Source organism: bacterium (assembly GCA_018814885.1).
Lineage (GTDB): Bacteria > Krumholzibacteriota > Krumholzibacteriia > LZORAL124-64-63 > LZORAL124-64-63 > JAHIYU01.
Map to the genome: position 1 here is coordinate 1 of JAHIYU010000140.1, position 19,048 is coordinate 19,048.

Consider the following 19,048-nt stretch of genomic DNA (forward strand, 5'->3'; position numbering starts at 1 on the left):
CGGTGGTGGCCGGCGCCGCGCAGAGATACGCCTCCGCGAGGGACTCGTGCCCCGGCAGCGAGTACGGATCGTGGCCGCCGAGCGGATACTCGTGATAGGAATATTCCGGCGCGCCGGCGCCGAGTCCGGTCATGACCGCGTCGACCACGATGCTGTGCGGGACGGGCACGACGTCGTCCTGGGCGCCGTGATGTATCTGCAGCGACAGGTCCCTCCGCAGGTGGGGCGCCACGGACCAGGACAGCAGCAAGTGGCGCGCCTTCTCCAGGGTGATCGCGCCGGACGCGAAGGGGCCGGCGATATGATCGAAGACGAGATCGCCGAGACGGTCGGCCGTAGCTCCGGTTTCCAGCTTCTGCTGCGCGCCCGCCTGCACGTGGTCCAGGCGGAATTCGGCCGGGCCGTAGCGGACAACGGTCCGCCCCACGCGCGGGTCGCGCAGGGCCAGGTGATAGGCGACGTTGCCGCCGCGGCTGCCGCCGAGCGCCGTGATGCGCGAAGCGTCGGCCGTGGGCTCGTTGGCGAGCACGGCCGACAGCAGGGCGATGGTGTCGTCGCAGTCGTGATCGAAGGGGCTGGGCTCGCCGTCGCTCCAGCGCGTGGGCAGGATGCCGTAGCCGTTGAGCATCTCGCCCCGGAAGGTGGGCGCGACCACCAGGAAGCTGTCGGCCACGCAGGTGCCGGGGAAGGTCTCGTCGAAGGTGAGCACCCAGTTCAGGTCCAGGCCGTCGAAGCCGCCGTGCAGCAGCACGAGCACCGGGAACTTGCCGCCGGCCGCGTGGTGACGCGGGTAGCGGATGACGCCGAAGTGGGTCAGGCCGTCTATCTGGTGCCGGACCTCCGCCAGCGGGAAGCCGTTGCCCGCGCTGGTGCGCTCCACGGCATATTGGGCGGGCGTGACGTCGCGCGCCGCCCAGTCGGTGGCGACCGCGTCGCGCTCCGACTGGGTCGGCGGCGCAAAAAGAGGACCCAGGCCGGTCTGGGCCGTGGCCACAGCCGGCGCCAGGCAAATCGTCGCCAGAACAAACGAGAGCATGGCGGTCGCCGCGGGGGCGGTCCGTCGTCGCATCGATCCATCTCCTCGGGCTGATACGTCGTGCTGCGGGGGTGCATATGCTAGTGCAAAGGTAGGGTATTGTGCGGCGAATCGCCATGTCGCCCGGAGAGCCCGGGGAAGACCGGGGCCGCACGGAACGCCGCGAACCCGTTTCCCCGGCGGCTGCCATGTTTTCCTCCTGCCCCCAATCGTGTAACCTGCGGTTCATGCGAGCGGCGATAAATCCACCCTTCGATCGGGCCGTGTACAGGGCCACGCACAACTCCTACTCCGGAGGGCCGCGCCGCTCCCTGCACGATCAGCTCCGAGCGGGCGTGCGATGCCTCGAGCTGGACGTCACCCATGGCTCGCGCCGGCTGGCCGTCGGTCACGGCGTGACCGGCCACAGGGTCAGCCGCGTCGGCGATAACCCGGTCACCAACCGTCTGCACGACTGGCTGGCCCTGATACGGCGTTGGGTCGACGATCCCGTCAACGCCGGCCACGCGCCCCTGGTCATCGTCCTGGACGTCAAGCACGGGCTGGCCTCGCGCGGCGACCGCGTCAGCGTCTCGGTCCTGGGCCTTATGTGCCGGGAGATCTTCGCGGACAGGATCTTCTCCCCCCTCGCGGCGGATCCCGCCTGGCCGCATGTGAACGAGATGCGCGGCAAGGTGCTGCTCGTTCTTTCCGGGGACAGGAAAACACGAAAACGATGCCTGCGCGACGCCGGGCGCGAGCCGGCCGTGGCCGCGAACCGGACCGGCGGCGTGATCGAGGTGCACCGCTCCCACGACGGCAGCGCCCTCTGGTACTGGGCGGGCACGATGCTCGACGGCCGGCCCCACTGGCTCTGGCACGACCGGTACGGTCGCGGCATCACCCCGGCGGTGGCGCTGAACGACCGGGGATCCGTCGTCGCGGTGTCGCGCGCCGTGGGATCGGACAACATCTGGTATCGACTCGGCCGCCTGGGCCGAGACGGGCGCGCGACATGGGGGCGTGCCCGCCTGCTGGCGCGCGGCCGGTCGCCGGCAGTGCGCTTCACGTCTCCCGGTGGACGGACGGTCGCGGTGAGCTACGACGCGCCGGGGGGCGGGCGGCGAGAGCGCCGGGGCGGGATGAAGATTGCCGACGACAGGGTCGACTGGAGGGGCGCCGTCGCGAGCGAAGACCGTCGCGACCACGCGCGCGCCGAGCTGCCCGGCGGCGGCGAGCTGCGCATCCGGTCGACGAACCTGCTTTTGCAGTGGTCGCGCGACGGCGGGGACTGGCATCGTCTGATCTACGCGCCGCTGATGTTCATGGAGCAGCAGCGGGGCGACGACGACTGGATGACCGCCCTCGGCCCGCACTTCGCCGCCGCGCCGGCCGGCAGGAACGCGTGGGCCCGGGATCGCCTGGCCGAGGGCAGGATCGTGCGGTTCTGGAAATTCGGGCGCGCGCACGTATCAGGCGCGCCGGTTTCTTTTCCGGCCACCGATACGCCTCACGAAGCGTGGTACCAGGCGTATGCGAAGACAAGGGGGGCTTTGGCATAGGATTGTTCTATTATTTGATCACTGTATCGATACCCTGCATGATGTCGTCGTGAAACAGCGGGCCGGCCCGGCGAGGTGCCGGCCACCCGCCAGGGCGACAACCTCGCCTGCGGGTACCCCTTACAGATCGAGACTACCTTCCGCGAATAGCTGAACCGACACCGCGGATTTGCGAGAGTGTACTACACGGTCTGTAGCAACAACGTTCTAGTTTCCTGGGCTGAAACGCAGAACTGTGGCCAAAAGTGGGACCCGGTGGCCCGTGGCGGGCGCCCCCCGGTTGAAGCCTGCCCTCCGGACGTGCTAGACTGCCGACCAAGTACACGATCCCGATGAAGGAGATGGCAATGCGTTTCGTTATCCTTATCCTTGGCCTGATTTGCGCTTTGCTCGCCGGTGCCGCCGACGCCTTAACGTGGCACATCCTACCCGATGGTTTGGGCGATGCGCCGACCATCCAAGCCGGGATCGACTCCGCCGCGGCGGGGGACACCGTGCTCGTCGGCTGTGGCGCGTACACCGAGCATGACATCACGATAACGACCGGCGGTCTCGTCGTACGGAGCGAGTCTGGTCATCCAGACTGCGCAACCATTGACGCGGAACTACAGGGCAGGGTCATGTACTGTCTGGGGCTCGATGCGTCAACTCGAATAGAGGGGCTCACTCTGACTGGGGGTTTGAGCGACAGAGGTGGCGGAATCGGATTCTCGTCCGCTTCACCCACGATCACCAACTGCAGGTTCATCGGCAACCAGAGCACGTTCGTGGGCGGCGGGGTCGACTGCCGATCTTCATCCTCCCCCACAATCAGTCTCTGCCATTTCATCGAGAATACGGCTGTTTGGGATGGTGGCGGGCTATACTGCCTGGACTCGTCTTCGCCGACACTGAATGACTGTGTCTTCATCAAGAATAGCAGTGGCCACTCCGGTGGAGGGATGCGCTGCGAAAACTCCACAGCCACCGTCGTCACGAATTGCACGTTCTCGGAGAATGTCTCTGACTTTGGTGGCGGGTTCATCTGCTACTCATCTGCCGCGCCCGCTCTCGCAAATTGCACCTTTTCCGCGAACACGGCCCACGCGGACGGCGGTGGAGTGTACTGCGGGGGGTCCAGCACAATTGCGATGAGCAACGTCATCGTAGTCTTCGGCAGCGCTGGCGTCGGCGTGTTCTGTGAAGGCAACAGCACGGCAGAGCTTTCGTGCTGCGACCTGTACGAGAACGACGGCGGGGACTGGGTCGGCGAGATCACCGGTCAGAACGGAATCAACGGCAACTTCAGCGCCGATCCGCAGTTCTGCTCGAGCCAGCCCGATGAAGACCGCCATTGGTTTCTCCAGAGCGACTCGCCATGTGCACCGGGCAACCATCCGCAAGGTGCGAACTGTAGCGTGATAAGTGCGTGGGATGTCGGCTGCGGGATGACCCCGACCAAACGATCGACATGGGGGGGCATCAAGACTCGATTCCGAGACTGATTCGGGGATCCCCATCGATCTCTTCAGCAATGCGAGGCAATCGCGAGGCGGCTTGTCCAGAACCGCCCGTGCTGCTAATCTGTGCCCCTGATCGGTTCCGATCCGGATCCTGTTCCGTCCGCTGCACCCGTCGAAACCACTCAAGCCTGGAGGCCTCGCAGACTTGACGCCTCGCGGCAAACGCCCCTCCCTGAACGCCGTCCCCCGCTGGCTGAGAGACGATTCGGCCTTCTTCACCCGCCCCGTGAGGGTCTTCGAGACCTACTGCACTGCGTTCCTGCGCGCCGACCTGCTGGCGGGCCTGACGGTCGCGGTAGTCATGCTGCCCCAGGCCATCGCCTACGCCATGATCGCCGAGCTGCCGCCACAGACCGGCCTCTACGCGGCGATCGTCGCCTCGATCGTCGGCGCCCTGTGGGGGTCGTCGCGACACCTGCACACGGGGCCCACCAACGCCGCCTCCCTGCTGGCCCTGGCCACCCTGCTGAACGTCGCCGCGCCGGGCACTCCCGAGTTCCTGGTGGCGGCCGGTTATCTGGCGCTGATGGTCGGGATCGTGAAGATCCTGGCGGGCCTGGCGCGTATGGGCGCCCTGGTGAACTTCGTGTCGGATTCGGTCGTGGTCGGTTTCACCGCCGGCGCCGGCGTGCTGATCGGCGTCAACCAGCTGCGTCACCTGCTGCGGCTGGACATCAAGAGTTCGCCGAAGTTCATCGAGACCGTGGAGGTGGTGACCAGGCATCTGTACGAGACCCACCTGCCCAGCCTGGCCCTCGGGCTGGGCACCCTGGCGCTCATCATCATCATCAAGCGGCTGCGGCCCCGCTGGCCGGCGGCCCTTCTGAGCATGGTCGCCTCGGCCGCCTGCGTCTGGGCGTTCGATCTGGTCGGAAAGGGCGTCCGCGTGCTGGGCGAACTGCCCCGCAGCCTGCCGCCGCTGGCGGACCTGCCGCTGCTGGACGCGGATCTCATCTTCAAGCTGGCGCCCGGCGCCATGGCCATCGCCGCCATCGGCCTGGTGGAGGCCATGTCCATCGCGCGGGCGGTGGCCAGCCAGAGCGGCCAGCGCATCGACAGCAACCAGGAGTTCGTGGGACAGGGCCTGGCCAGCGTGGCGGCCGGCCTGTTCTCCGGTTATCCGGTGTCGGGCTCCTTCACGCGTTCGTCGATCAACTACGGCGCCGGCGCCCTCACCTCGCTATCCAGCATCTTCTCGGGTTTGTGGGTGCTGGCGGCCATGCTGCTGCTGGCGCCCCTGGCCGTGTTCCTGCCCAACACGGCGCTGGCCGCGGTGCTCCTGGTCACCGCCCACGGCATGGTGGACTGGCACGAGATCGGGCGCATCACCAAGATGTCGCGGGGCGACTCGACCATCATGTTCTCGACGATCACGGCCACCCTGATCTTCCCCCTGGAGTTCGCGGTCCTGTCCGGCATGCTGATCTCCTTCGCGCGCTTCCTGGTTACGACTTCGGCCCCGGCGGTCCAGTCACTCGTGCCGGATTCCGATTTTGTTCACCTGGTGCCCGCCCGGACCCAGCCCGTCTGCCCGCAGCTAGCGGTCGTGGAGGTGGAGGGGCCGCTTTACTTCGGCGCCGTCAACCACATCGAGGAGAGCCTGGACAAGCTCCGCCGCGGCCATCCGGGCCAGATCTTCCTGCTGTTGCGCCTGGGCCTGGTGGACCACGTCGACGTGAGCGGCATCCACATGCTCGAGAGCGTGCTGCGCCGGTACCGTAAGCGGGGCGGCGACATGTTCGTCGAGGGCGCGCGTCCCCGCGTGCTGTACATGATGCACCAGAGCGGATTCCTGAGGACGCTGGGGCGGGACAACCTGATGCGCAGCGGCAACATCATCGGCGAGCTCTTCCACCACGTCCTGCATCCGGGCATCTGCATCTACGAATGCGAGCACCGGGTCTTCGCCGAATGCCAGGCCCTGCCCAAGCATTCCGAAAGCATCGATCACGAGCTGATCGGCGGCTTCGCTCGCGGGCCGGTGCCGGAGATCCTGCCCAGCGAGGTCAAGCTGGCTCTGGACGAAAGCCCGGACTCGGTGGTGCTCGTCGACGTGAGCGAGACCCGGGAGTACGAGCGCTGGCACATCCGCGAGGCCGCGAGCCTGCCGTTGCCGCGGCTCACCCACGACGATCACGGTCTCGAACGCGAACGCAAACTGGTCCTGGTCAGCCGCATCGGGCGGCGCAGCGAGCTGGCCCTGCGCATCCTGCGGGGCCACGGCTACACCAACGCCTACAACATGAAGGGCGGCATGCTCGCCTGGGAGGCGGCGGGGTATCCGATCGCGGTGGAGTAGGGGTTGTTGCTCATTTATCTGTAGTCTCAAGTACATGGTCGGACAGACATGAATGCACGCACACCTCCCCCGGTTGACGGGGTGCTGAAGGCACTCCAAGACTTCCTCCGCCTAGAAGCTGCGGGCGGGCTGCTCTTGATGATGGCTACCGTGTCGGCATTGGTCGTCGCGAACTCACCTCTCTCGGTCTACTACAAGGCGTTGCTGGATCTTCCCCTTGAGGTCAGGATCGGCACCCTCGGAATCGCCAAGCCCCTATTGCTATGGATCAACGACGGCCTGATGGCGGTGTTCTTTTTCATCGTCGGTATGGAACTGAAGCGCGAGGTGGTCGAGGGGCACTTGTCGAGCCCGCGACAGGCCAGCCTGCCGGCCTTCGCCGCCGTGGGCGGAATGCTGCTGCCTGCGGCCTTTTACGCATTGTTCAACCGGGGTGATCCCGTCGCGACGGGAGGATGGGCTATCCCGACCGCGACAGACATCGCCTTCGCGTTGGGGGTGCTCTCGCTTCTCGGAAAGCGTATTCCAACGGCGCTGAAAGCCTTCCTGCTGAGTGTCGCCATCTTCGACGACCTCGGGGCCATCGTCGTGATCGCCCTGTTCTACACGGCCAAGCTATCCGTGCTTTCCCTCGTTATCGCGGCCGTTCTCATCCTTGGCCTCGCGATCCTCAATCGATTCGGTGTGACCAGGCCCGCCGCCTATTTCCTCCTTGGCGTTCCGCTGTGGGTGGCGGTGCTGAAGTCCGGCGTGCACGCCACGCTGGCGGGTGTCGTTCTGGCTATGTTCATCCCGCTACGCGTGTCACGGACATCTGCTTCGACACCCGCCCCCAGGTCGCTATTACGTCACCTCGAACACGCGCTGCATCCGTGGGTGGCCTTCGGCGTGCTGCCCATATTCGCTTTTGCCAACGCGGGCGTATCGATCGCCGGACTGTCCGTCCCCGATGTGCTTCATCCTGTTCCGCTTGGCATCATAACCGGGCTGTTTTTCGGCAAGCAGATCGGGATCCTGGCGATGTCCTGGCTTGCTGTGCGGCTGGGGATCGCCTCGCGCCCAGAGGGGGTCGGCTGGTGGCAACTCTACGGCGCGGCTTTGTTGTGCGGCATCGGCTTCACCATGAGCCTGTTCATCGCGTCGCTGGCATTCTAGCAGGGTGGCGCGGCCTTCCTGGGGCTAGAACGGCTCGGTATTCTGATCGGCTCGCTGGTTTCCGGAATACTGGGCTATGCCGTGCTTCATGTCTCCCTGGGTGGCGGGGACGGGGCGCCCGGCGTGAAGACATAATACGGAGTGCACTGTGGGAATCGCTGCAGATATCGCAATCATCGTTACCGCGGGATTCCTGGGCGGTATCGCCGCCCAGCGCCTCAAGCAGCCCCTGATCCTGGGTTACATCGCCGCCGGCATCGTCCTGGGTCCAGCGACCGGCGGCTCTCTCATCTCCGACCCCCATGACATCGAACTGCTGGCGGAGATCGGTGTCGCCCTGCTGCTTTTCGCCCTGGGCATCGAGTTCTCCCTGAAGGAACTGCGCCCGGTGCGGAACGTGGCGCTGCTGGGCGCGTCCATCCAGATTCTGCTGACTGTGGGCGCGGCCGCGGGGATGGGCCTCGTGCTGGGCTGGCCCTGGACCGATGCCGTCTGGTTCGGCGGCTGCGTCTCCCTGTCCAGCACCATGGTCATCCTGAAGACCCTGCAGAGCCAGGGCCGCCTGGGTACGCTCTCCAGCCGGGTGATGATCGGCATGCTGCTGGTACAGGACCTGGCCGTGGTACCCCTGCTGATCCTGCTGCCCAAGCTGACCGATCTGCGGGCCGGACTGCCGGACCTGGGCTGGGCGCTCGTGCGCTCGGCGGTCTTCCTGGCGCTGATGATCGTGGTGGGCGCACGGGTGATACCCTGGCTGATGCGCCGGGTCGGTCGCTGGAACTCGCGCGAGCTGTTCCTGCTAACGGTGACGGGGCTGAGCCTGGGCATCGGCTACGCCACCTACGAGGTGGGCCTGAGCTTCGCCTTCGGCGCCTTCGTGGCGGGCATCGTGCTCAGCGAATCGGACCATGCCCACCAAGCGCTCAGCGACATCATCCCCCTGAGGGACATCTTCGGCCTGCTGTTCTTCGCGTCGGTTGGCATGCTACTGGAACCGCGCTTCGTGCGGGAGAACCTTCTGCTGGTACTGGGGCTTGCCGCGGCCGTCTCTCTGACCAAGGGTCTGGTCTGTGCGGGGGTGGGTCTGGCGTTCGGCTACCGCAACGTGGTGCCACTGGCGCTGGGGCTGACCATGTTCCAGGCGGGTGAATTCGCCTTCGTCATCGGCCGGGGGGGGGGGGCCACGAAGAGCATCGGCGCCGATCTCTACTCGGTGATCATGTCCGTCACCCTAGTCACCATGTTCCTGACGCCGTTCATCTCCCGGGCCACGGCGCCCGTCTATGGCTTTGTCAGGAGACGCCGCAGGGACGAACCCGTGCTGACGATCAACATCGCCCACGACGAGCTGCACGACCACGTCGTGATGGCGGGCGCCGGGCACATGGGCCGCGCCGTGGCCGGGGTGCTTCGGCGGCTGGGTATGCCGTTTGTGGCGATCGAGCTGGACCAGCACCGCCTGGAAACCTGCCGCAACGCCGGCCTGGCCGTCATCTACGGCGACGCCAGCCATCAACTGGTCCTGAAGGCGGCGGGGCTGGATAGGGCCTGCGTTCTGTTGATCACAACACCTTCGCCGGTGGTCACGCTCGCCATCGCCCGCCACGCCCGGCAGCTGCGGCCGGAACTGCACATCGTCGCGCGCGCCGAGTCGGAGGAGCTGCTGGAGGATCTGCACGAGCTGGGCGTGCACGAGGTGGTGCTGTCGCAGATGGAGACCGGGCTCGAGATGACACGCCAGGCCCTGCTGCACCTCCAGGTGCCGGACCAGCAGATCGAGCGGTTCGCGGACGAGGTGCGAAGGGAATTCTATCGACCGCTGCGCGCAGATGCCGGAGATGGCATATCCCTGAAATGAAAGGACGTCACCAAGAATGCCTTGATCAAACAGTACGCGTGTTTCCTTGTCCCTCGTCCAGGCCGAACTGCCGGGCACCGGAGCCCGGCAGGCACCTTGCGGGATCTTTGCGCACGCAAGTACGCAACGAGCTCTACGGATCTCTGTCCAACACCCGGAGAGCCCTTCGCATCCCTACGGCCCGCTAGCTCTCCACCACAGTCAGCAGATCGCGCTTGTGCTCCTCTTCCTGGATCAGGATGTCCTCGAGGATCCGGCGCAAGCCGTACTCTTTGAGCGCCTCCGCCTGTGCGATGCGCTCCTTGTAGCGCCGGATCGCCAGCTCTTCGCCTTCGAGATCCTGTTTGAGCATTTCGAGACTATCCGCGGATACGGCCCGCTTCTCGACGTCGACTGTCGGCGTGCCGCCCAGGAAGTCGATCTGTTCGGAGAGCATCATTGCGTGCTGCATCTCTTCCTGGGAATGAATGACGAGCTCCTTGATGATCGACTCGTACTGTGCACCAGACATCACCGCCGCGTGCTGAATGTACTGGATCGCTGCAGCGAACTCCCACTCCAGATCCTTGTTCAGCTCCTCGAGGAGCCGCTTCTTGATCGTGGCCATGTATGCCTCCTGATTTGTTGTCTTGGCGCGCGATAGTCGATGACGTATGGGGTGCGTCTTTTCAGATATCGCGCATTCTTCGCCTCACGCCGGCCGAGCAACGGCCAACTCTTTTCCGAACTCCGCAGAGAACGCGCCCCCCTATGAAGTCGCCTTCACCCGCTCCTCTTGCGTCATCGCGGCTAGCCGCTCTACTTCCTTCACACTCAGCTTGAGCCCCTGAGCGACCTGGCGCCCGTAGTCGGGGTCGGCCTTGTAGAAGAGGGCCGCCTGACGCAGCTGAAGACGCTTCTGGGCGCCACCCAGGTGATCCACGATGTTGCCGATGAGGTTCTTGCGGTCCGCGGCCTTCATCACCTTGCGATACAACAGGCCGGCCTGCTCGAAGTCGTCGTTGGGGTGCACGTATCCTTGCCGATCAACCGGCCCCGTCACGTCAAACGGCGGCTCACCCGCTTTGGGATCGGGGAACGGACCGCCGAAGCTGTTGGGAGAGTAGTGCGGGCTGCCGCCGCCGTTGGCATCGGTGCGCATGGACCCATCGCGCTGGCAGTTGTGCTCCGGGGCGTTCTTGGGCGCGTTGACCGGGATGAGGTGGTAGTTGGGCCCCAGGCGGTGCCGGTGCGTGTCGGGATAGCTGAAGAGCCGGCCCTGGAGCATCTTGTCCGGCGAGGCGGCGATGCCGGGCACGAAGCTCCCGGGCGAGAAGGCCGCCTGTTCCACCTCGGCGAAGTAGTTCTCCGGATTGCGGTCAAGGACCATCCGCCCCACGGGAATCAGCGGATAGTCGCCGTGGGGCCAGACCTTCGTGATGTCGAAGGGATCGTAACGGTACGCCTTCGCCTCCTCGGGAGCCATGATCTGCGCGTAGACCTTCCAGGCGGGGAACTTCCCCTGCTCGATCGCTGCGGAGAGATCGCGCGTGGCCTGATCGGGATCCTCGCCGGCGAGGATCCCGGCCTGTTGACGGGTCAGGTTCTGGATACCCTGCTCGGTCTTGAAATGGAGCTTTACCCAGACGTATTCGTTCTTGCCGTTGTACCACATATACGTGTGGCCGCCGTAGCCGTTGATGTGGCGATAGCCCCTGGGCGTTCCGCGGTCCGAAAACAGGATGGTGACCTGGTGGATGCTCTCCGGCGTGAGGGAGAGGAAGTCCCAGAACATGTCCGGGTCCTTCAGGTTCGTGGCCGGGTTCCGCTTCTGGGTGTGTATGAAGTCGGGAAACTTCAGCGGGTCGCGAATGAAGAAGACCGGCGTGTTGTTGCCCACCAGGTCGTAGTTGCCCTCCTCGGTGTAGAACTTCACCGCGAACCCGCGGGGATCGCGCGCCGAGTCGGCCGACCCCTTCTCGCCGCCCACGGTGGAGAACCGCAAGAAGACCTCGGTCTTTTTACCGACCTCGGACAGAAACTTCGCCCGGGTATGCCTGGTCACGTCGTGCGTGACCTCGAAGTGGCCGTGGGCGCCTGCGCCTTTCGCGTGGACGACCCGTTCGGGGATGCGTTCGCGATCAAAGTGGGCCAGCTTCTCGACCAAATGGCTGTCCTGTAGGAGAGCCGGACCGGCGTGGCCGGCGGTTAGCGTGTTCTGGTCGTCCGCTACGGGTCGGCCAAAGCTCGTGGTCAGTTTCATTTTTTCCGCCATGATGGGCCTCCTTCGGCTGAATCAGATACGTCTCGGTACGCACCACGTCTTGTATCTCACTCTTGGTCATCAACTCCTGGCAGCGAACCTCGGGACCTGGCGCACATCTGACAAAGGCCGCGAAACTGGACAAAGTAGTCCCGAATCCGGAAGCCCGTCTCGGACGTGTTCGGGAGGGGAAGGTCGTTGAGATCGGGCACTTCGATATCGCGCATACTCCCGCAGTGGTCACAGACCAGGTGCTGATGTCGATAGGTCTTGGCGTCGTAACGCGCGGCTGCTTCTGGGTGGCAGACGCGGATAACGAGCCCGATCTCGACCAATTTCTCGAGGGTCCTGTAGACCGTGGCTTTCGAGAGACTGGGCAACTGCGGCGCAATTTCCGCGAAGATGTCGTCCGCTGTCGGATGGTCGGCCCGTCCGAGCAGAACCCCCATGACGGCCCGACGGGGGGTCGTCAGCGGAACTCCTCGCCGGCGACACCGCTCCTCTAGTTCAAGCAGTTTGGGGTGTGGGATCTTGTTGCTCATGGGTGATAATATATATCGACTGATAATATGTCGCATCTTTTATATGATTCTCGCTACAACATGCCGGGTTTGTCATAGATACTCGCGTTGACAGGAACGGGCTTGCTCCCGGAAGAACAAGCCCGTTTAACGATCAACCCGATGGTATTCCGCTGTCACCCTCACCCCGCCGGCGGTTCCACGATCGCCAGAAAAGCCCCCGCCGGATCCCGCACCACGCAGAAGGTGCCGTGGGCGCCCTGACCGCGCGGGCCGTCGACGACCTCTCCCCCAGCTCGTGGCAGCGCGCCATGCTCGCGGCCAGATCCACCACCACCACGTAGGCCGGCCCACCACGGCGGCGCAGAAGTCGCGCACCTTTTCGGCGTCGGGCACGGTCAGGTCGAATCAGCCGAGGGAGCCGGCGGGAGGGGTGGATGCGCCGCTCACTATCGTCACTCTTTCTCGGGGAACCTGCCCTGCAGCGCATCGCGCAGGATGCCGCTCACCTCGTCGCTGAAATCCTTCCCCAGCATCCACGTCAGGTAGTCGGGATGCTGGCGGGCGATCTGCGCGAGGGGCCGGCCGCCGTGCTTGCCGAAGGCGAAGACCGCGTTGCCGTCGTCGTCCCACTCGAACTTGCGGCTGCGATCCACCCAGCGGCCCTCGTCGGGGTTGCTGACCTCGTGAAGCGCGGTCACGTCGCCGCTGAGCTCGTCGTAGCGGGCGACCATGGCGTCGAGCACCTCGAGGGTGGCCTCCACGTCGGCCAGGGCCGCGTGGGCCTCGGTCAGATCCTTGCCGCAGTACTTGCGGTAGGCGGCCTCGAGGGTCCGGGGCTCCATCCGGTGGAAGATGCGCATGGCGTCCAGGTGGCGGCGGCCCGCCAGCGAGAAGTCCGTGCCGACGCGCCGCAGCTCGTTCTCCAGCAGCGGCGCGTCGAAGCCGACCGAGTTGAAGCCGGCCAGGTCGGCGCCTTCGAACATGTCGATGATCTCGCGCGCGACGGCGGCCAGGAGCGGGGCCTCCCGCACGTCGGCGTCGGTGATGCCGTGCACCGCCGACGCGGCGGGCGGGATGGGCATCTCGGGGTTGATCAGGGTGCGGAAACTGCGGCGCGAGCCGTCGGGCTCCACGCGCACCATGCCGATCTCGACGATGCGGTCGCGGTCGATGCCTGTGCCGGTGGTCTCCAGGTCGAAGCAGACCAGGGGGCGTTCGAGTGTCACGTTGTCCATGAGATCACTTCGCGTATTCGACCTTCGGGACGCGCTCGAGCCATTCCGGATGAAGCTCGCTGCGCCCGGTGTGGATCCTGCAGAGCGACTCGCGCAGCTTCAGGGTGATCTCGCCTTCCCGTCCGTCGGCCACCTGGTAATCCTTGCCCTGGAAGTGCATCACGCCGATGGGCGTGACCACCGCCGCGGTGCCGCAGGCGAAGGCCTCGCGCAGCATGCCGCTCGCGGCGTCGGCGCAGATCTCGGCGGCGACCGGCGGGATCTCGACCCAGTTGTAGCCGAAGTCGGTGCAGAGATGCCCGACCGAATCGCGCGTGACGCCGTCGAGGATGGTGTCGCCGACGGGGGCGGTGATGATCTTGTCCTCGTAGACGAAGGCTATGTTCATCGCGCCCATCTCCTCCACCGTGCTGGCGGTCAGGGCGTCCAGCCAGATGATGTTGTCGTAGCCCTCGCTCTGGGCCAGCTTGATGGGCAGGAGCGCGGCGGCGTAGTTGCCGCCGGTCTTGGCATAGCCGGTGCCGCCGGGCGCCGAGCGGACGTACCTCTCCTCGACCTTCAGGCGCAGGGGCTTGATGCCGCCGGCGAAGTAGCTGCCGACCGGTCCGATGATGATGTAGAACAGGAACTCCGTGCCCGATTTGACGCCCAGGCCCGCCTGGTTGGAGATCATCGTGGGGCGGATGTAGAGGGCGTCGGGCGATTCGGGCACCCAATCGCGATCCAGATCGATCAGGCGCTTGAGGGCCGTCATGAACAGCTCGGGATCCACGGCGGGCATGCAGACGCGATGCGCCGAGATGTTGAAGCGCTTGATGTTCATGGCGGGGCGGAACATGTGCACCGACCCGTCGTCGACGTTGGCGTAGGCCTTCATGCCCTCGAAGATCTCCTGCCCGTAATGCAGCACCTTGGCGGCCGGATCGAGCTTCAGGTCGTGATAGGGCTCGATGCGCGGGTTCTGCCATTCGCCCTTCTTGTAGTCGAGCAGGAACATGTGGGGCGTGAACAGGGCGCCGAAGCCGAACTCGCCCGTGGGCGGGCTCGGCGGATTGGGATTCCTGGTGATCTTGATATCCATGATGGCCCTCCTGTACACATGGTAAGGCGCATAAGTGCAGGCACCAACACCTTAAATCGTCGTTCACGGGGGGGCGAAAATCAAGGCCGGTCGCGCTCCCCGGTGGTGATGCGGAAGCCGGACCGCCGGTGCCGGGCCCTGCCCGAAAGCCGGGTTACGCCCTGCCGGCCATGGCCTTGAGATCGTCTTCGCCCTCGCCCGCCTCCCCGTCGGCCGGATTCCCGGCCATGGCCTCCTCCGACCGCCTGTCCGGCCTTGGCGCCGAAAGGGCCCCGGCCACCCCGAGCAGCACCTCGCACGCGCCGGCCACCGCCAGTACGGCCACTACGCCCGCCCAGCCCGCCACCACCGGGCCCGCCAGCACGGACAGCAGGGTCACCGGCCCGAGCAGCGGCGAGAGCCACCCGAAGACGCGCCCCCGCTTCTCCGGTGGCGTTTCGCGCTGCAAGAAGGTCGCCAGATTGACCTGGATGCCGGTGCTGATGGCCCCGAACAGGGCGAACAGGAGCAACGCCACCGCGAGATTCCGGTTGAGCGCGAAGAGCGTAAGCAGGGCGCCATCGATGGCCACGAGCCACCCCACCGTACGCAGGGGGTGGTGCAGGCTGCGGAAGACCGAGGCGATGCCGGCGCCGAGCAGCCCGCCCAGCCCCGCCGTGGCGAAGATCAGGCCCAGTTCGCGCTCGCTGCGTCCGAGCAGGCGCGTGATGAATTCGTAGACCAGGGGCGGCTGCATGGCGGTGATCATGGTCACCAGGGCGAGGAAAAGCACCGCGTAGCGCAGGCGCGGCCGTCCCCACAGCCAGACCGCGCCGTGCCGGACATCGTGCCAGCGCGAACGAGCGGCCGCCTCGCCGTCGCAGGCGGCCGGCTCCTGGAGGCGCGGCAGCAACAGCAGCAGGGCCGAAGCGGCGAAGGTGCCGCCGTCCACCCAGAAGGCCACCGCGGTGCCCAGCCCGGCCACGATGACGCCCCCGGCCGCCATTCCCACCAGCAGGATCACGTTCTGCGACACCATGAACAGGGCGTTGCCGCGGTTGAGCTGATCGTTGGGCACCAGGTCGGGGATCAGGGCCAAACGCGCGGGGCCGCTCAGGTGGCGGCCCGCCGCGAGCACCGCGGCCAGGACGTAGACCAGCGCCAGGCTGTCCACCAGGGGTATCACGCAGACGGTCGCGACGCTCAGCAGGTCGCTGGCCACCATCACGCCGCGACGGCTCCAGCGGTCGATCAGCACGCCGGCGAAGGGGCCCAGCACCACGCCCGGCAGCACCTGCACGGCGGCCAGCAGGCCGAGGCTGGCCACATTGCCGGTACGGTTGTAGACGAGGGAGAAGAAGGCGAGGATGGCGATCTTGTCGCCCAGGCCGGAAACGAAGGACGCAGCCCAGACCGCCATGAAGTTGCGGTTGGCGAGAAGTTGCTTCACGGGTGTCCGTCCCTTCGGGCGCGGGCGTCCCTGCCCGCGAGAACCGCGTGGGCGCCATCGGTCAGGCGAGCACCTCGATGTCCGGCTCGCGTCCCAGCAGCCGCTCCAGCTCCTGCTCGCGCAGACGCACCGCCAGACGGCAATGCCGGACGTCGTGCTCCTCCTCGAGCACCGAGCCGGTGCGGTGGAACACCGCCACCAGGTCCATGCGGGTCAGCGGCAACTGCAGGCGCACGACCCGCTCTCGGCCGAGCAGCCTGTCCACCGCGGCCGATCGTACCGCGCCCGGGCCGTCTTCATCAAGCGCGGAGACGAACAGCGCGCTGGCGTGACGGTTGGCGTGGTGGTTGCGGAACGCTTCGGCCCGATCCGGCGGGAGGCGGTCCATCTTGTTGAAGACCATGATGGTGTCGCGCTCCTCGGGCACGAGATCGGCGAGCACCTCGTTGACCGAGGCGATCTGATGGTCGGGATTCTCGCTGGACGCGTCGACCACGTGCAGCAGCAGGTCGGCGTCGGCCACCTCCTGCAGGGTGGCGCGGAAGGACGCGACCAGGCCGTGCGGCAGGCGGCGGATGAAGCCGACCGTGTCCGACAGCAGGAAGCGGCGGCGCTCGTCCACGTCCACGCGCCGCGTGGTGGCGTCGAGGGTTGCGAAGAGCTGGTCCTCGACCAGCACGTCGGCGCCGGTGATCGCGCGCATCAGGGTGGACTTGCCGGCGTTCGTGTATCCCACCAGGGAGACCTTGAAGAGGTCGCCGCGTTGCTTGGTCTGCACGCCGCGGTCGGCCGCGATGTCGGCCAGCTCCGTCTTCAGGCGCGCCAGACGCTGTCCGATGATGCGGCGGTCTGTCTCGAGCTGTGTCTCGCCGGGGCCGCGCGTGCCAATGCCGCCGGCCTGCCGCTCGAGGTGCGACCACAGCTTGACCAGTCGCGGCAGCATGTACTGGAGCTGGGCCAGCTCGACCTGCAGCCGCGCCTGTCGCGTGCGGGCGTGGTGCGCGAAGATGTCGAGGATCAGCTCGGTGCGGTCGATGACCGAGACGCGGCCCTTGACGTCGCCGGCGTGATCCCCGTTGAGCGCCTTCTCGATGTTGCGCCCCTGCGCGGGGGAAAGATCGTTGTCGCAGGCCACGAGCGTGGCGCCGGTGGCCGCGACCGCCGCCACGAGCTCGGCGACCTTTCCCTTGCCGATGAAGGTCGCGGGCGCGGGACTGTTGCGGCGCTGGCGCACCTCCCCGACCACGTCGCCGCCGGCGGTGTCCACCAGGCGCCCGAGCTCGGCCAGGTCGCAGTCCCCGGCGCCGCGCCCGAAGTGCTCGGGCAGGTCGACGCCCATCAGCACCGTGCGTTCGCGCGGCCCGCCCGCGCCTCTTCCCGTTTCGCGCATTTCCTTCAGGGTGTTGTCCTCCGGTAATCGTTACACGACATTCTAGCTCCCGGACCGTCGGGAAGGCAGTGTTTTCGTCGCGGCGGGCGGCCGGCGCGGGTCGTTCGAACGCGGCAGATCTCGCCGCCCGGTCATGTGATCTCGCCGAGCCAGGACTCCCATTGCCTCAACCTGTCCGCCAGTTCGACGTCCACCGCGGCGCAGCGCCGGGAAACCTCCAGCCTGTCCGCGGGGGCGAGATCCGGCGCCGCGAGCTTATCCAGCAACTCCCGCTTCTCCCCCTCCAGGGCCTCGATCTCCTGCTCGGCTTCGGCGATCCGCGACTCTAGGCGGCGGATCTCGTTCTTGCTCGGGCCCGTGCGCTTCGGGCGCGTTGCCCGCGCCGTCTTCTCCCGCGCGGGCACCTCGGTGACCGTCTCGGCCAGCAGCCCGGCGCGGTGCGCCACCAGATCCGAGTAGTTGCCCGGGTGCACGGTCGTCACGAGCCGCCCGCCGGGATCCGTCTCGAAGACGATCAGCCGCTCCACGAGACGGTCCAGGAAGCGCCGGTCGTGGGACACCACGATCAGCGTGCCGTCGAAATCGAGCAACGCGGCCTCCAGGGACTCGCGCCCCTGCATGTCGAGGTGGTTCGTGGGTTCGTCCAGCAGCAGCGTGTTGTGCCCCTCGCGGATCAGCCGCATCAACGACAGCCGCCCGCGTTCGCCGCCCGAGAGGCGACCCACGCCTCGGTCGATCATGTCGGCGCCGAAGCCGAAGGCTCCGGCGAAGGACCGCAGCTGGCCGAGGGTGGCGCCGGGCCAGACCGAGGCCAGTTCCTCCAGCACGGTGTTCGCATCCTGGACGTTCATCAGCTGCTGGTCGTAGAGGCCGAGGTCCACGTTGTGTCCCGGCATGACGCGGCCGCGATCCGGCAGGGTGCGTCCAGACAGCACCGACAGCAGCGTGCTCTTGCCGCAGCCGTTGGGACCGATGATGCCGAGGCGGTCGCCGCGCGCGACGTTCAGCGACAGTCCGTGGAACAGGGGCGCGCCACCGAACCCCTTGGCCAGGTCGCGCACCTCCAGGACCATCGCCCCGCTGGCGCGTTCCGGCGCCAGCTTGAAGTTGAAGCCGCGCTGCTCCCGCTCCGGGCGCTCCAGTCGCGTCTCGCGGGCCAGCTGCTTGCGCCGCGACTGGGCCTGTTTGGTCTTCTGTCCCGCGATGTTGCGCTGGATGTAGTCCTCGGTGCGGGCGATGCGTTCGCTCTGGCGCCGCCAGGTGGCCTCCTCGCGCGCGCGCGTCTCGGCCGAGGCGCGCAGGTAGAAGCTGTAGTTGCCCGACCACGCGGTGAGGCGCCCGCGGGACAGGTGCAGCGTGCGGTTGGCGACCCGGTCCAGGAAGTGGCGGTCGTGGGAGACGATCACCTGCGCGGCGGGCAGGCGCGGCAGGCGCTCCTCCAGCCACTCGCGCGCGTCGAGGTCGAGATGGTTGGTGGGCTCGTCCAGGAGCAGCACGTCCCCTCCGGTGAGCAGGACCGCCGCCAGGGCCGCGCGCCTGCGTTCGCCGCCGGAGAGCCTGTCGGGATCCAGCCGCCAGAGCGCTTCGCCGACCCCGAGACCGGCGAGGGCCGCCTCGAGGCGCGCGCGCCAGGTGTACCCGTCGCGGCGCTCGTAGGCCGCCTGCAGGTCTCCCTGCTCGTGCGCGAGGGCGGCCGCGTCGCCGGGAGGGGCCGCGGCGATCTCGGCGCCCAGGCGCGTCAGCCCGGCTTCGATGC

Annotated in this window: 13 protein-coding genes and 1 pseudogene; 5 read left to right on the plus strand and 9 right to left on the minus strand. The window is 66.8% G+C overall.

Going from position 1 to position 19,048, the window contains the following annotated elements:
- Positions 1 to 1,069 (minus strand): hypothetical protein (locus KJ554_10105; GenBank protein MBU0742689.1); only part of this gene is annotated, 1,069 nt, incomplete at its 3' end.
- 230 nt (positions 1,070 to 1,299) lie between these two features.
- Between KJ554_10105 and KJ554_10110 the strand changes: the two genes are divergently transcribed.
- From KJ554_10110 to KJ554_10130, 5 genes and pseudogenes are all read left to right on the plus strand, one after another.
- Positions 1,300 to 2,577: a hypothetical protein gene (locus tag KJ554_10110; GenBank protein ID MBU0742690.1), complete on the plus strand. Its 1,278-nt coding sequence runs from the start codon at positions 1,300 to 1,302 to the stop codon at positions 2,575 to 2,577.
- A gap of 347 nt (positions 2,578 to 2,924) precedes the next feature.
- Complete coding sequence (locus KJ554_10115) at positions 2,925 to 4,061, plus strand: right-handed parallel beta-helix repeat-containing protein (GenBank protein ID MBU0742691.1); 1,137 nt, start codon at positions 2,925 to 2,927, stop codon at positions 4,059 to 4,061.
- A 190-nt stretch (positions 4,062 to 4,251) separates the two neighbouring features.
- Entirely contained in the window at positions 4,252 to 6,378 is a 2,127-nt protein-coding gene (locus tag KJ554_10120; protein MBU0742692.1) for an STAS domain-containing protein, read from the plus strand.
- A 48-nt stretch (positions 6,379 to 6,426) separates the two neighbouring features.
- Positions 6,427 to 7,668: pseudogene (gene nhaA, locus KJ554_10125) on the plus strand (Na+/H+ antiporter NhaA).
- Positions 7,669 to 7,681: 13 nt separating this feature from the next.
- Positions 7,682 to 9,391 (plus strand): cation:proton antiporter, encoded by a 1,710-nt coding sequence (locus tag KJ554_10130; protein ID MBU0742693.1) that lies wholly within the window; start codon positions 7,682 to 7,684, stop codon positions 9,389 to 9,391.
- 184 nt (positions 9,392 to 9,575) lie between these two features.
- On the opposite strand, the gene KJ554_10135 is transcribed toward KJ554_10130, so the two are convergent.
- From KJ554_10135 to KJ554_10170, 8 genes are all read right to left on the minus strand, one after another.
- Positions 9,576 to 9,998, minus strand: a complete 423-nt coding sequence (locus KJ554_10135) for a ferritin-like domain-containing protein (GenBank protein ID MBU0742694.1) — start codon at positions 9,996 to 9,998, stop codon at positions 9,576 to 9,578.
- A gap of 141 nt (positions 9,999 to 10,139) precedes the next feature.
- Positions 10,140 to 11,645 (minus strand): catalase, encoded by a 1,506-nt coding sequence (locus KJ554_10140; protein ID MBU0742695.1) that lies wholly within the window; start codon positions 11,643 to 11,645, stop codon positions 10,140 to 10,142.
- Between the two features lie 56 nt (positions 11,646 to 11,701).
- Positions 11,702 to 12,175 (minus strand): transcriptional repressor, encoded by a 474-nt coding sequence (locus KJ554_10145; protein MBU0742696.1) that lies wholly within the window; start codon positions 12,173 to 12,175, stop codon positions 11,702 to 11,704.
- 434 nt (positions 12,176 to 12,609) lie between these two features.
- A complete protein-coding gene (locus KJ554_10150) occupies positions 12,610 to 13,392 on the minus strand; it encodes a 3'-5' exonuclease (protein MBU0742697.1) in 783 nt (260 codons plus the stop codon).
- Positions 13,393 to 13,396: 4 nt separating this feature from the next.
- The gene (locus KJ554_10155; protein ID MBU0742698.1) at positions 13,397 to 14,473 is read right to left on the minus strand and encodes a branched-chain amino acid aminotransferase; all 1,077 of its coding nucleotides are present in this window, start codon (positions 14,471 to 14,473) and stop codon (positions 13,397 to 13,399) included.
- Between the two features lie 154 nt (positions 14,474 to 14,627).
- Complete coding sequence (locus KJ554_10160) at positions 14,628 to 15,902, minus strand: MFS transporter (GenBank protein MBU0742699.1); 1,275 nt, start codon at positions 15,900 to 15,902, stop codon at positions 14,628 to 14,630.
- A 61-nt stretch (positions 15,903 to 15,963) separates the two neighbouring features.
- Positions 15,964 to 17,292 carry a GTPase HflX gene (gene hflX / locus KJ554_10165; protein ID MBU0742700.1) on the minus strand — a complete coding sequence of 443 codons (1,329 nt, stop codon included), beginning with the start codon at positions 17,290 to 17,292 and terminating at the stop codon, positions 15,964 to 15,966.
- Between the two features lie 131 nt (positions 17,293 to 17,423).
- A partial coding sequence (locus tag KJ554_10170) for an ABC-F family ATP-binding cassette domain-containing protein (protein ID MBU0742701.1) occupies positions 17,424 to 19,048 on the minus strand: 1,625 nt, incomplete at its 5' end.

Excerpts from the sequence above, each read along its gene's own strand:
- KJ554_10115 (MBU0742691.1), top strand. The coding sequence starts at position 2,925 with ATGCGTTTCGTTATCCTTATCCTTGGCCTGATTTGCGCTTTGCTCGCC.
- KJ554_10155 (MBU0742698.1), bottom strand. The coding sequence starts at position 14,473 with ATGGATATCAAGATCACCAGGAATCCCAATCCGCCGAGCCCGCCCACG.
- KJ554_10145 (MBU0742696.1), bottom strand. The coding sequence starts at position 12,175 with ATGAGCAACAAGATCCCACACCCCAAACTGCTTGAACTAGAGGAGCGG.
- KJ554_10135 (MBU0742694.1), bottom strand. The coding sequence starts at position 9,998 with ATGGCCACGATCAAGAAGCGGCTCCTCGAGGAGCTGAACAAGGATCTG.
- KJ554_10150 (MBU0742697.1), bottom strand. The coding sequence starts at position 13,392 with ATGGACAACGTGACACTCGAACGCCCCCTGGTCTGCTTCGACCTGGAG.
- KJ554_10140 (MBU0742695.1), bottom strand. The coding sequence starts at position 11,645 with ATGGCGGAAAAAATGAAACTGACCACGAGCTTTGGCCGACCCGTAGCG.
- hflX (MBU0742700.1), bottom strand. The coding sequence starts at position 17,292 with ATGCGCGAAACGGGAAGAGGCGCGGGCGGGCCGCGCGAACGCACGGTG.